Origin of the sequence: Mesorhizobium sp. WSM4906, assembly GCF_029674625.1 — a bacterium.
Taxonomy (GTDB): Bacteria; Pseudomonadota; Alphaproteobacteria; order Rhizobiales; family Rhizobiaceae; genus Mesorhizobium.
On sequence record NZ_CP121355.1, the window covers coordinates 5,786,318 to 5,799,052 of the forward strand.

At 63.5% G+C, this 12,735-nt stretch carries 13 protein-coding genes; 6 read left to right on the top strand and 7 right to left on the bottom strand.

Annotated features, from left to right (window positions below):
• The first annotated feature begins 93 nt into the window (after positions 1 to 93).
• The 4 genes from arcD to arcC are packed head-to-tail and all read left to right on the top strand — an operon-like array spanning position 94 to position 4,707.
• Positions 94 to 1,560, top strand: a complete 1,467-nt coding sequence (gene arcD, locus QAZ22_RS28115; RefSeq protein ID WP_278204117.1) for an arginine-ornithine antiporter — start codon at positions 94 to 96, stop codon at positions 1,558 to 1,560.
• Between the two features lie 11 nt (positions 1,561 to 1,571).
• Positions 1,572 to 2,786: an arginine deiminase gene (locus tag QAZ22_RS28120; protein WP_278204119.1), complete on the top strand. Its 1,215-nt coding sequence runs from the start codon at positions 1,572 to 1,574 to the stop codon at positions 2,784 to 2,786.
• A gap of 12 nt (positions 2,787 to 2,798) precedes the next feature.
• Entirely contained in the window at positions 2,799 to 3,800 is a 1,002-nt protein-coding gene (gene argF, locus QAZ22_RS28125) for an ornithine carbamoyltransferase (protein WP_278204121.1), read from the top strand.
• Position 3,801: 1 nt separating this feature from the next.
• Positions 3,802 to 4,707 carry a carbamate kinase gene (gene arcC, locus QAZ22_RS28130; protein ID WP_278204123.1) on the top strand — a complete coding sequence of 302 codons (906 nt, stop codon included), beginning with the start codon at positions 3,802 to 3,804 and terminating at the stop codon, positions 4,705 to 4,707.
• 170 nt (positions 4,708 to 4,877) lie between these two features.
• Here arcC and QAZ22_RS28135 read toward each other — a convergent pair whose 3' ends face one another.
• Positions 4,878 to 5,240, bottom strand: a complete 363-nt coding sequence (locus QAZ22_RS28135; RefSeq protein WP_278204124.1) for an SHOCT domain-containing protein — start codon at positions 5,238 to 5,240, stop codon at positions 4,878 to 4,880.
• Positions 5,241 to 5,433: 193 nt separating this feature from the next.
• Between QAZ22_RS28135 and QAZ22_RS28140 the strand changes: the two genes are divergently transcribed.
• A complete protein-coding gene (locus QAZ22_RS28140) occupies positions 5,434 to 6,684 on the top strand; it encodes an MFS transporter (RefSeq protein ID WP_278204126.1) in 1,251 nt (416 codons plus the stop codon).
• 40 nt (positions 6,685 to 6,724) lie between these two features.
• On the opposite strand, the gene QAZ22_RS28145 is transcribed toward QAZ22_RS28140, so the two are convergent.
• Together QAZ22_RS28145 and QAZ22_RS28150 are read right to left on the bottom strand one after the other, a co-directional pair.
• Positions 6,725 to 7,687, bottom strand: a complete 963-nt coding sequence (locus tag QAZ22_RS28145; protein ID WP_278204128.1) for an alpha/beta hydrolase — start codon at positions 7,685 to 7,687, stop codon at positions 6,725 to 6,727.
• 79 nt (positions 7,688 to 7,766) lie between these two features.
• On the bottom strand, positions 7,767 to 8,330 hold the full coding sequence (locus QAZ22_RS28150; protein WP_278204130.1) for a hydrolase: 564 nt from the start codon (positions 8,328 to 8,330) through the stop codon (positions 7,767 to 7,769).
• Positions 8,331 to 8,433: 103 nt separating this feature from the next.
• Here QAZ22_RS28150 and groL point away from each other — a divergent pair, with 103 nt between their 5' ends.
• Positions 8,434 to 10,056, top strand: a complete 1,623-nt coding sequence (gene groL / locus QAZ22_RS28155) for a chaperonin GroEL (RefSeq protein WP_278204132.1) — start codon at positions 8,434 to 8,436, stop codon at positions 10,054 to 10,056.
• A 26-nt stretch (positions 10,057 to 10,082) separates the two neighbouring features.
• Here groL and QAZ22_RS28160 read toward each other — a convergent pair whose 3' ends face one another.
• From QAZ22_RS28160 to QAZ22_RS28175, 4 genes are all read right to left on the bottom strand, one after another.
• Complete coding sequence (locus tag QAZ22_RS28160; protein ID WP_278204134.1) at positions 10,083 to 10,919, bottom strand: universal stress protein; 837 nt, start codon at positions 10,917 to 10,919, stop codon at positions 10,083 to 10,085.
• A 54-nt stretch (positions 10,920 to 10,973) separates the two neighbouring features.
• A complete protein-coding gene (locus tag QAZ22_RS28165) occupies positions 10,974 to 11,801 on the bottom strand; it encodes a universal stress protein (protein WP_278204136.1) in 828 nt (275 codons plus the stop codon).
• Positions 11,802 to 11,874: 73 nt separating this feature from the next.
• A complete protein-coding gene (locus tag QAZ22_RS28170) occupies positions 11,875 to 12,300 on the bottom strand; it encodes a DUF3775 domain-containing protein (RefSeq protein ID WP_278073216.1) in 426 nt (141 codons plus the stop codon).
• Between the two features lie 87 nt (positions 12,301 to 12,387).
• Positions 12,388 to 12,714, bottom strand: coding sequence for a cytochrome c (locus QAZ22_RS28175; protein WP_278073533.1), 327 nt, complete (start codon positions 12,712 to 12,714; stop codon positions 12,388 to 12,390).
• Between the last annotated feature and the right edge of the window lie 21 nt (positions 12,715 to 12,735).

A 12,735-nucleotide genomic window follows, 5' to 3' on the forward strand; every position in this document is an offset into this window, starting at 1 on the left:
CTCCCGCAGGGAAACCGGATTTGACCCGCGTCAAGGCTGCCGCTCTCTCTTTCCTGTTGGATCCTCCCACTGTTCGCAATTCGGGAGCGCATCATGTCCACGACGGAAATCAATGTCCCAATCCGGGAAGCCGGGGCCACGGCATCGACGAAGCTACGACTGGGATCTCTGACAGCCCTCGTCATCGGCTCGATGGTGGGTTCGGGCGTGTTCAGCCTGCCGCAGAACATAGCGGCCGGCGCTGGCCCTCTGGCCATCCTGATCGGCTGGGCGATCACCGCCGTCGGCATGCTCGCGCTGGTGTTCGTCTACCAGTCGCTGGCGGTACGTCGACCCGAACTCGACGCAGGTCCGTACGCCTATGCCAAGGCAGGCTTCGGTCCCTTCGTCGGGTTCAACAGCGCCTGGGGCTACTGGATCAGCGCGTGGGTCGGCAATGTCTCCTACGCCGTGATCGTCTTCAGCGCCTTGTCCTATTTCTTCCCTGCCTTCGGTGACGGGAATACATGGCAGGCGGTGCTCGGCGCGTCGATCCTGTTGTGGATCATCCACTTCCTCATTCTTGCAGGCATTCGCCAGGCTGCGATCGTCAACACCATCGTGACCGCGGCCAAGATTGCGCCAGTCGTCCTTTTCGTCGGGATCGTCGCCGTCGGCTTCAAGCTCAATGTCTGGACACTCGACTTCACCGGGCTCGGCAACGCCTCGCTCGGCACCATCGCCGCCCAGGTCAAGAGCACCATGCTGGTAACGCTATGGGTCTTCATCGGCATCGAAGGCGCCAGTGTCTTCTCCGCTCGGGCGGAACGCCGCAAGGACATCGCGACCGCGACCGTGCTCGGCTTCTTCACCTGCCTCGCTCTCTATGCGCTGGTCTCGCTCCTTTCGCTCGGCATCCTCAGCCAACCTGAACTTGCCGCCCTGAAGAACCCGTCGATGGCGGGCGTACTGGAGGCGGTCGTCGGGCCCTGGGGCGCCGTGCTCATCAATCTCGCGCTCGTGGTCTCGGTCGTCGGCGCCTTCTTGAGTTGGACGCTGCTCGCCGCGGAAGTTCCCCATGTCGCAGGCAAGGACGGGACGATGCCGAAGTTCTTCGGCCGGGAAAGCGAACGCGGCGTTCCCTCGACGTCGCTGCTGATCACCAACCTGCTCGTCCAAGCCTTCCTGGTGATCACGCTCTTTGCGCAGAGCACCTACCAGGCGCTCTTCTACATCGCCTCGACCGCCATCCTCGTGCCCTACATCTTCTCCGGAGCTTTCGCCGCCAAGCTGGCTTGGACCGGGGAAAGCTATGAGAGCGGCGAGCGGCGCACCGGAGCTCTCTTTGCCGGCGTGCTGGCGACGATCTACGGGCTGTGGCTGGTCTACGCAGCCGGGCCCGCGTATCTCTTCATGTGCGCGATCCTCTATGCACCGGGCATCATCTTCTATGTCTGGGCCCGTCGCGAAGGCAATCAGCGCATCTTCCATCCGGTGGAGGCCGTCATGGCAGTCGCGCTCGTCGCCGTAGCTCTCCTTGCCGTCTACGAGATGTGGACCGGCGCCGTCAGCGCGCTTTGAGAGGTGATCCCATGGCAAATCTGGGGGTCCACTCGGAAGTCGGTCGCCTGCGCGAGGTGATGGTGCACAGGCCGGATCTCAGCCTGCGCAGGCTGACGCCGGAGAACTGCAAGGCGCTGCTGTTCGACGACGTGCTGTGGGTCAAGCGAGCGCGCCAGGAACACGACATTTTGGTCGATGCCTTGCGCGAACGCGGCGTGGTGGTTCATTCGTTCGGCGAGCTCCTTGCGGAGACCATGGCCATCGGCAAGGCGCGCGACTGGCTTCTCGATCGCCGCGTGCATGCCGGCTTCGTCGGCCTGGACATGGTCGACGAGATGCGGGGATGGCTGAACGAGATGCCGGCCGATCTGCTGGCGAGCTGTCTCGTCGGCGGCATTGCCCGCGCCGAGCTGCCGTTCGAACCCAAGGGACTGACCGGAAGAACGCTCGCGCTGCAAGACTTCGTGCTGCCGCCGCTGCCGAACCAGCTCTTCACCCGCGACAGTTCCTGCTGGATTTATCGCTCGGTCTCAGTCAACGCCATGTATTGGCCCGCCAGGCGGCCCGAAGCGGCCAATGTCGAGGCTGTCTATCGCTTCCATCCGCGGTTTCGCGACAGCGGCATCCCGTTCGTATCGCCCGCAGGGGGACCGGGCGTCAGCCTGGAGGGCGGGGACGTCATGCCGGTCGGCGGCGGCATCGTGCTCGTAGGCATGGGCGAACGCACCACGCCGCAGGCGGTGGGCGACCTTGCCCGCAGCCTGTTTGCCGCCGGAGAGGCCACGCGCGTCATCGCGGCGCTGATGCCGCGCGACCGCTCCTTCATGCATCTCGACACCGTCTTCACCTTCTGCGACCGGGACCTCGCCACCATGTATCCGCCCGTGGTCGAACGGCTGCGCAGCTTCTCGATCCGGCCTGGAGACGGCGATGCGGCGGTCGAGGTCAGGGAAGAAAATGCCCCCTTCACCACAGTCGTCGCGGAGGCGCTTGGGCTGAAATCGCTGCGGATCATCGCCACCGGCGGCGACCGCTACGAGGCCGAGCGCGAGCAATGGGACGACGGCAACAACGTCGTCGCGGTCGAGCCGGGCGTCGTCATCGGCTACGACCGCAACGTCTACACCAACACGCTTCTGCGCCGCGCGGGAATCGAGGTGATCACCGTCGAGGGCGCCGAGCTCAGCCGCGGCCGCGGCGGTGGCCACTGCATGACCTGCCCCATCGCACGCGACCCGCTCTGAAAGGACCCCAGAATGTCGATCAACCTGCATGGCCGCTCGGTGCTTTCGCTGGACGACCTTTCGGCCGAGGAGATCCGCTTTCTCCTGAAGCTGGCCGCCGACCTCAAGGCCGCCAAGCAGGCTGGGCACGAGACGCCGCGTCTCGTCCGCAAAAACATCGCGCTGATCTTCGAAAAGGACTCCACCCGCACGCGGACGGGGTTCGAGGTCGCCGCCTACGATCAGGGTGCCCACGTCACCTATTTCGGCCCCACCGGCAGTCATATCGGGCACAAGGAGTCCATGAAGGATACCGCGCGCGTGCTCGGCCGGATGTATGACGCAATCGAGTATCGCGGCTTTGCGCAGCATCAGGCCGAGTTGCTTGCCGCGCATGCCGGCGTGCCTGTGTACAACGGCCTGACGGACGAGGCGCATCCGACGCAGATCCTCGCCGATTTCATGACCATGCGCGAGTTCACGCACAAGCATCTTTCGGACATGACCGTCGCTTTCGTCGGCGAAGGTCGGGACAATGTCGCCCAGTCCCTGGCGGTAGGCGCCGCCAAGGTCGGCATCGACATACGCATTGCTTCACCGAGGGAGCTTTGGCCGGACGAGGAATTCTGCGCCCATGTGAGAAACCTGGCGGAACGCAGCGGCGGCCGCTTCAGACTGGACGAGGACGTCAAGAGCTGCGTCGAAGGTGCCGACTTCATATACACGGATGTCTGGCTCTCGATGGGCGAGGACAAGTCCGGCTGGCCTGAGCGCATTCGTCAGCTGACTCCCTATAGGGTGACGAGCGAAGTGATGTCGGCCAGCGGCAATCCGCACGTGAAATTCATGCATTGCCTGCCGGCATTCCACGACACCGAGACCGAAGTCGGCGCCCATGTCGCGCGCGAATATGGGATCGACTGCATGGAGGTTTCCGACGAGGTGTTCGAGTCCGGCGCGTCGGTCGTCTTCGACCAGGCGGAAAACCGCATGCACACGATCAAGGCGCTGCTCGTCGCCACGATCGGCAACTGACATGCTGATCGTCGCCGCGCTCGGTGGGAACGCGCTGTTGCGGCGCGGTGAGCCGATGACCGCCGAGAACCAACGCAGCAACGTCAAGCGCGCCGCGTCCGTTCTGGCGGCGCTCATCGGCGAAGGCCATTCGCTCGTCATCACGCACGGCAACGGCCCGCAGGTCGGCCTGCTCGCGCTCCAATCGGCCGCCGCTTCGAAAGAAGGGGCCTTCCCGCTCGATGTTCTCGGCGCCGAGAGCGCCGGCATGATCGGCTACATGATCGAGCAGGAGCTCGCCAACCTCGCCAGCCAGAGGCTGTTCGCGACGCTGCTGACGCAGGTGAAAGTCGACCCGCAGGATCCGGCCTTTGCGCATCCGACGAAACCGATTGGCCCCGTCTATGACGAGGCGACCGCGCGACGGCTCGCAAGCGAGTGTGGCTGGGCAGTTGCGCCCGACGGCGACAAATGGCGCCGCGTCGTGCCCTCGCCGCGACCTGTCGAGATCCTGGAAGTGTCCGTGATCTCCTATCTGGTCGAGCACGACGTCGTCGTCATCTGCACGGGCGGCGGCGGTGTCCCCGTCATCGCTCGCGATGACGGCAGCATGGTCGGCGTCGAAGCCGTCATCGACAAGGATCTGGCGAGCTCGCTCCTGGCGCGTCAGTTGAACGCCGACATGCTGCTCATGCTGACCGATGTCGATGCGGTCTATGTCGGCTACGGCACGCCGGACGCTCGCGCGCTTCGCAAAGTCGGGGCAACGGAATTGTCCGGGCGCGATTTCCCGGCCGGCTCGATGGGACCCAAGATCAGCGCCGCGATCGAATTCGCCCAAGCCACCGGCAAGCCGTCGGCGATCGGGAGGCTCGAGGACGCAGTGGAGATCGTCAAAGGCCGGCGAGGCACCCGGTTCGAAGCCTAAAGCGATTCCAGGAAAGGTGTGAACGGCTTTCCTCCCGAAATTGTGTAAAAACAAAGAGATAGAGCGGTTCATCGTTTCCGTGAAACGGTGAAACGCTCTAGCCTCGTTTCGGGCACTTATCCGACGCGCGCCTTCAAGAGGCGATCGATTGCCTTGGGCGCTGGCGCCGGCTATTCGCCGAGCACACGACGCCTTTCTTCGAACTCTTCCTTGTCGATCTCGCCGCGCGCAAATCGCTCCCGAAGAATGTCGAGCGGTGTGCGGCCGGCGACCGAGTGGTGCGGTGACACTGGCCCCGACCACGGTCCACCCAGTCCGCGGACGAGAAGGATCGCGGCAACCATCAATACCGCGAGAAAGAGGATCATGAACAGCGGGCCGAAAATCATGGCATACCAACCTCCGCCCCACATCATGTGAGGTCCCCAATCGTACCTTCCGATGTCGGACGGCGCCTGCGCCCATGCCGCACCGGAGACAAGGGTCATAGCAGCGCTCGCTGCCGCGACGGACTTCATCAAAGCCTTCTGCATTGGCTTGCTCCATCTTGAATGGACAACATTCTAGGCCGTCGATCGGGTTCCACTTTGCGCGAGATCAACCGCGTTCGCGGCGTGCTCGCATAGCGGAGCAACGGCCTTCCCATTGCGCGGTCGATCTCGATGGACAGCGCCACCGCCGGTTCGCTACGCTGAGCATGACGCGGTACCGACAGGGCGAAGGGGCATGGAACAGTTCAAGGAAACCACCTCCGTCCGCCTGAGGACCATTCCCGCGGGGATTTGGGCGCTGGGCTTCGTCTCGCTGCTGATGGACGTCTCGTCGGAGATGATTCACGCCTTGCTGCCGATCTATCTGGTCACCGTCATGGGAGCATCGATGGTGACGGTCGGCACCATCGAGGGCATTGCCGAAGCGACGGCCGCCATCACCAAGGTCTTTTCGGGCGCGCTGTCGGATTGGCTAGGAAAACGCAAGCTGCTGGCGGTCATCGGTTACGGCCTCGCCGCCCTCACCAAACCGGTATTCCCGCTGGCTTCGTCGGTCGGCTGGCTTGTGGCGGCCCGCTTTGTCGACCGTGTCGGCAAGGGCATTCGCGGCGCTCCGCGCGATGCCCTGGTCGCCGACATCGCCCCCGCCCATGCGCGCGGCGCCAGTTTCGGACTTCGCCAGGCGCTCGACACGGTCGGCGCGTTTGTCGGGCCGCTGCTCGCGATCGGCCTCACGTGGCTGACCGCCAATCAGTTTCGGACCGTGTTCTGGGCCGCGGTCGTTCCCGGCCTCCTGGCGGTCGTGCTGCTGGTCGCAGCCGTCCATGAGCCCGCCCGGCCCGCCGGCATGCGTGAAGTGCGTGCTCCCTTGAGCTTGGCCGAGCTGAGGCGGCTGGGGTCGCCCTTCTGGCTGGTCGTCTGCGTCGCCACCGTGTTCACATTGGCGAGGTTCAGCGAAGCATTCCTCATACTGCGCGCGCAGGCCATGGGTTTGCCGATCGTGCTCGCCCCGCTGGTGCTCGTGGTCATGAACGTGGTCTACTCGCTTGCAGCCTACCCGGCCGGCGTGCTCTCGGATCGGGTCAATCGCCTGACGATGCTCATTCTCGGCTTCCTGATCCTGATCGCCGCGGACATCGTGCTGGCGTTTCCCGGAAACCTGGCCGGCGTTGCGCTCGGCGTGGCTCTCTGGGGCCTGCATCTGGGGTTCACGCAAGGGCTTCTGGCAACGCTCGTCGCCGATACCGCCCCGGCGGAACTGAGAGGCACCGCCTTCGGAATGTTCAATCTGTCGGGCGGGCTCGCGCTGCTGGCCGCCAGCCTGCTGGCCGGCATGCTCTGGGATCTTTTCGGACCGCGCATGACCTTCCTGGCGGGCGCCGGCTTCACGGCGCTGGCGCTCCTTGGCCTTGGCCTGGTCCGTTGGCGAATGCCGACCCTTGGACGTAACGGGAAGGCCGAGGAACGCGCGGCGTCCGGCTCCTGACGCCAAAACTGAGCAGCGTGTCGCCGTCCGAACTATCGGATCACGGGATCATGCCCGCTCCCTCTAAGAACGCGCGGACTGCTTTGCGAACCTCCTGCTCCCGTCCGACCAAAAGATGTCCGCCAGTGTCGTAGACGACCAGTTTGGCACCGGGGATCCTGGCGGCTGCGAATTCGGCTGACGGCAGCGTGTTGAACAGGTCGTCACGCGCGGAGACGACTATTGTCGGTGCGGTGATTTCTGCCAACGGCAGCTCATGCAGCTCAGGGGCGCTGTCGATATTGATTCCGGGGAAGCGCAGCGACAGGGGTTCGACGCTCCTGACGAAGCTCATGACGCGGGCTCTCTCGACCTCGGGCGCGGCCGCTACCAGCGCCGGTCGAACGCCTAGAAAGCGAATGAGTATCGACGGGGCGATGGTCTCGGCGGCCCACCAGGCGAAATCGCCGCCGGCACTGACGGCCCAGAATGCGAACCTGTTGCCGAAGCTCACATTGACCGCGACGGAACTGGTGGGTGAGTAAAGGGCCGGGACGATCAGAATGAGAGCGGCGACCTTGTCAGGGTGCCGCAGTGCCAGCTCGACCGCTGAGCGGGCGCCGGCCGAAACACCGACGACCACCACTTTGGGAACGTTCAGCTTGGAAAGCAACGCCGCGTGCGCGTCGCCCTGCGCGGCTAGAGAGGGGTCTCGCGGCACGGGTGTGCGCAGATAGCCGAAGCGCGACGGCGCGATGACCCGAAAGCCCTCACCCACGAGATCGGCAGCGAGAGCAAGGCCTTGGTCAAAGCCGCCGCCGGCGCCGTGGATCGACAGCAGCGGAATGCCCGCACCGCTGTCGGCGTATTCGATCGGGCCGATATCGAGGGTGGCGACCAGACTGCCTCGGCCGACGGCGTCGCGCAACCGACCAAGCTCGTTCCCGTAAAGCAAGAAGGTCACACCGGCCGCGGCCGCCAGGGCGATGAGCGTGACCAGCAGGAAACCGCCAATTCGACCCATCGCGAAAGCTCCTGCAGGGAACGAGCGAAAACTGACCCGCGTCTCCCGGACGCGACGGCAACGCGATGACGCGCAGGTGCTAAGCTGCGGCCGTGACGCCAACGACATAGTTCTTTCCATAGGCCTTGGCGCATTTCGGGCACGTCGTATAGAAGAAATAAACGTCGCCCGGCTCCGATTCTCGATTGCGCGCGATCTGCCGCATCTCCTCGTGCCACTGCCTTGCCTGACTGTAGGGACCCTCGAACACTTTCGTCAGAAAGTCGCCGCTCAGCGTCGTCATTTCTTCCCCGGGAACCGACTTCGCAACCGAAAACAGATGCTCGCTGCTCCAGGGCGAAATATCCCGGCTGAGCACGATGAATTGATCCGTGTCCGAGGCTCCCGCGTCGTCGATATGCTTGCTGACGCGCGAGAACACGTTGCCCATGTTCAGCGGGATATGCATGACGCTGCGGGTGGTCGCTCTCAGAAATCGCTTGTCCTTGAAATGCAGTTCTTGCCCGTCCCAGCCTTCAGGATTGAACCTGGGGCAGCAGCCGGTGGTGTTTACGCTGGAATCGTATCGAGGCGTTTCATTCGTCTGCATGTTCGTTTCCCGGATCGGATCGGCACCATCCAACGGATGACGCGCCACCGTCATTGATCCTCGTCAACCAGGAACGGAAACGCATTTGATGCGCATCAAGGCCGATCGAAGGAATGGCTGTTAGCAGGAAAGAGCTGGCAGACTTCGGGAGATGGTCATGGCTCACAAACAGGTGTTGTTCCGCTCAGCGGCACGCGAAAAGATTCTTCGCGGCGCCACCCAACTTGCCGACGCCGTGCGGGTGACGCTCGGTCCGCGCTCGAAGTCGGTGCTGATCGAGAAGAAATGGGGCGCGCCTATCGTCTGCAACGACGGAGTGACGATCGCCAAGGAGTTCGACCTGAAGGACGCGGAGGAAAATCTCGGCGCGCGGATGCTGAGGCAGGCGGCCGAGAAGACCGGCGACATGGTCGGCGACGGAACCAGCACGTCGACTATCCTCGCCCATGCGATGTTCGCCGATGGCGTTCGCAACGTCGTCGCGGGCGCGAGCGCGATCGACATCAAGCGCGGTCTCGACCGTGCGACAAAGCGCGCGATCGAGACGCTCAAGCAGATATCGCGGCCGGTCTCGACCAGGCGCGAGAAGGAACAGGTGGCGACGATCTCCGCGCACAATGATCCGCTCATCGGCGAGCTGATCGGCGAGGCCATGGAGAAAGTCGGTGGTGAAGGCGTCATCACTGTAGAGGAATCGAAGACCACCGAGACGGTGCTCGACGTGGTCGAAGGCATGCAATTCGACCGCGGCTTCCTGTCCCCCTACTTCGTCACCGACACCGACAAGATGGAAGCAGTGCTGGAAGACGCACTCGTGCTCATCGTTGAAAAGAAAATCTCCTCGCTCAACGACCTCATCAAGCTGCTCGAGGCCGTGGCGAAATCAGGTTCGCCTTTGCTTGTGATCGCGGAGGACGTCGAGGGCGAGGCACTGGCCACGCTGATCGTCAATCAGATTCGCGGTACGTTCAAGAATTGCGCCGTGAAGGCGCCGGGCTTCGGCGACCGCCGCAAGGCCATGCTGCAGGACATCGCCATCCTGACCGGCGGGCAGGTCATTTCAGAGGACATCGGCCTCAAGCTCGAGAACGTCACGATGGCTCAGCTGGGGCGCGCGAAGCGTGTGGTCGTCGACAAGGACAACACCACGATCATCGGCGGCAGCGGCGACCAGAAGACCATCAAAGGGCGCGTCGAGCAAATTCGGCGAGAGATCGGCGATACGACCAGCGACTATGATCGCGAGAAGCTTCAGGAGCGGCTCGCCAAGCTTGCCGGCGGCGTGGCCGTGATCAAGGTTGGCGCGCCGACCGAGGCCGAGATGAAATCGAAGAAAGAGGCTCTCGACGATGCAATCAGCGCCACCAAGGCGGCTGTCGCCGAGGGTATAGTGCCTGGCGGCGGACTGGCTTTGCTGCGCTGCATCGGCGCGGTCACGGAGGAAGAGGCGCGTTGCGAAGGCGACGAGCGAACCGGTGTCCAGATCCTCAAGCGCGCGCTCGAAATGCCTGTGCGCCAGATCGCCGAGAATTCGGCAGTCGACGGCGGCGTCGTCGTCGCCAGGATGACCGAAGGCAAGGGAAATTTCGGCTTCGACGCCGGCCGCAAGGAATATGTCGACCTGGTCGAGGCCGGCATCATCGACCCGACGAAGGTCGTGCGGATCGCGCTGGAGAATGCGGTCTCAGTCGCCAGCGTGCTGCTCCTGACGGAAGCGACCATGACCGAGATTGCGGAGCCGGCGAAGGAGCGCGCGCTCGAACCGGAAATGTCGATGTAAGGCCCCGACACTCCGGGACTACACACTTAGTGCGACATCAACACCGGCAAGCGCAAATCCGACAGAATGTCTTCCGTCGCTCCGCCGAGCACAAAGTCTCTCAGGCGAGAATGGCCCCATCCGCCCATGACGAGCAGACTGCCGCCGATCTTCAGGGCATGTTCCTGGAGGGCAATCCCAATTTCAGCCTTGCCGGTTTGGATAGACGCCGCCTTCGCCCGCAAGCCGCGCGCCCCAAGCCCCTGTGCAAGCCGTTCACCGATATCCTGCCTTGGCAGCGTCTTCTCATCCGTCACGGTAACGATCGATATCGCCGACGCCCGCTCAAGGAACGGCCTGGCGTCGGCGACCGCACGAGCGGCTACGCGGCTGCCATCCCAGGCTATCACGACATGGCCAAGCACCCCGATGTCCTTCGCATCCGGAAGGATCAAAGCCGGCCGGCCCGAGCTGAACACGATCGCCTCGGCCGTCATCCGGGCCGCGTCATTGTCCGGCGACCAGCCTACCATGCAAAGATCGAAGTAGCGTGCTTCAGCGGCGGCGGCCTCTCCCATCAGGGCCGGCTGTGCTTTAAACTGCTGCCTGGTCAAGGTCACGTTGCATCGCGAAGCCTCGGCCGCCGCCGCTTCCAGCAATGCCTTGCCACGATTCCTGCTGGCAGCCTCGACCTCTCGGATCTTGGCCGGAAGGTCGAGCAGAAAGCCGGACAACGCGTTCGAAACATCTGGAATGTCGACGTTGATGACTGCCGCATCCAGCGTGGCGTCGAGCTGCCTGGCGACCGCCACCGCGTTGGACACTACCTTGGGTCCGGGCGGGTCCGGATAAGTCGGTAAGAACAAAGACGCCAAGAGCTGCATTGGCCTCATCTCCTTCGATGAATATACCGGCAGGCACATCGGTGCCATTGCTGTTCAGTTCGACAGCAGCCTGTGGAATGAGCCCGATCTGAGCAGGGATCGCGTTGCGCCTCCGAAGGCCCATTCCCGGAACCGGCTATGGCCATAGCCACCGGCCACGATGAGATCGGCTCCGATTTGATCGGCCGCAATGACAATGGCGTCACCGGCCGATGATCCGTCGCTTTCCAGAAACTCGGAGCGGGCCTGCACACCGTGTTTCATCAGGAAGCGCACCACATCGGCCGTGCCATGTCGCGCGACGAGCGCCCCCTCCTCCGCAGCGCTGAAAACCGTCACCTCCTTGGCATTGCGCAGGAAAGGCATCGCATCGACCAATGCCCGCCGCGATTCGCGGCAATCCTTCCAGGCGACCATCACCTTGTCACCCTTAAGGAGGCTGAGATCGTCGGCGGCAAACAGAACCGGCCTGCCCGTGGAGAGAATCAATGCGCCCGGATCGATCGTCCTTTGGAAGTCGCCGGCGGCGGCGGCAGGCGGCGCGCCGGTGATCACCAGATCGGCCGCTCGCGCATGCAGGGCGACCGCGCGCGTGGGATCGTCGAGTTCGGCACGCCATGATGCGCGCTCGTTGTTTCCGACGACGGCGAGGAACTCCTCCTTGAGCTTCCTGATGCGCTCCTCGAGTTCAAGGGTCCGACGACGCAAAACCTCCGCCACGTCCGGCGAGGACTCGCTCGGCGACACCAGCGTGGAGGGCTCGCCCGCCGTCATGGCGATAAGATCGGCCTCGAATTTCCTCGCTATCTCCTGCGCGAAAACGAGACGTGGCGTCGCCGGTGCATCGATGTCGAGTTGAACCAGTATTGTCGTGTAGATCATGCCCGGACTCCATGACAGGCCGGTAGATCAGCACGGTCGAAATCCTCTTGCTTTGATGCGCATCAAGTTCGGCTCAGCCGGAGCAAGACAGGCCGAGGGCATCGAGCCCGGCCTCGAGGTGATCGCCCAGGAGCGGATTGCCGCACAGATAGCGGGCCGTGCGTTTGTTGTGAGCGTAGGCGGCCTGCTGGCGGACCTCTTCCCAATCAGCCGTCTGGCCGTCATCCCTGCCGAGCCACGTCAACGCCACGAGGTCGACCTGCTCGTCGATGGAGAGCTCCGAAATCAGCGAGCCAAGCTCTTCACGCACAGGATCATCGTCATGGTCCTGAAGCACCGCAACCTCGTTGTCGTCCGTGGGATTGGATCCCGTATCAGGCTCGGTAACGGCAACCTTGACGTCGAACTCATGTGCCTTGGCGATTATGAAGCAGACTTTCCGGACGGGAATTGCCAACTCGGGCGTCTCGGCGTCCGCACTTCCGATTCCGCGTTTCATCCGACATCTCCTCTTCGTCTTAAGCGCTTTCTCTTCCGCCGATCGCGCGTCGCCCAAGCCCTGGAATGCCGGTCTGAATGGCCCCGATCATCGATCGAGGCTCCCGATATAGGCGATGATCGCCTCGATCTGATCAGGGCTGGCCACGAACTCGGGCATGTCCGGGTGGCCAGTGGAAATTCCCTCCGCCAGGGCCTCCTGGAGGTCTTCGATCGGATAGCGCAGGTGCAATGAACGAAAAGGCGGAGCATCAGGGTGGGTGCTCGCGCCGGTCGAGCCAATTGCATGGCAGCGCGCGCAGTTCGTTTCGACCAGCCTCTTGCCATAGGCAATCTGCGAATTATCGCCCGCCCAGGCAGGCAATGCGAAGGCGACTGCCAACGGCAGGATCTCGAACGCTGTTCGACGTTTCATGGCATACCAATACGCGACGAA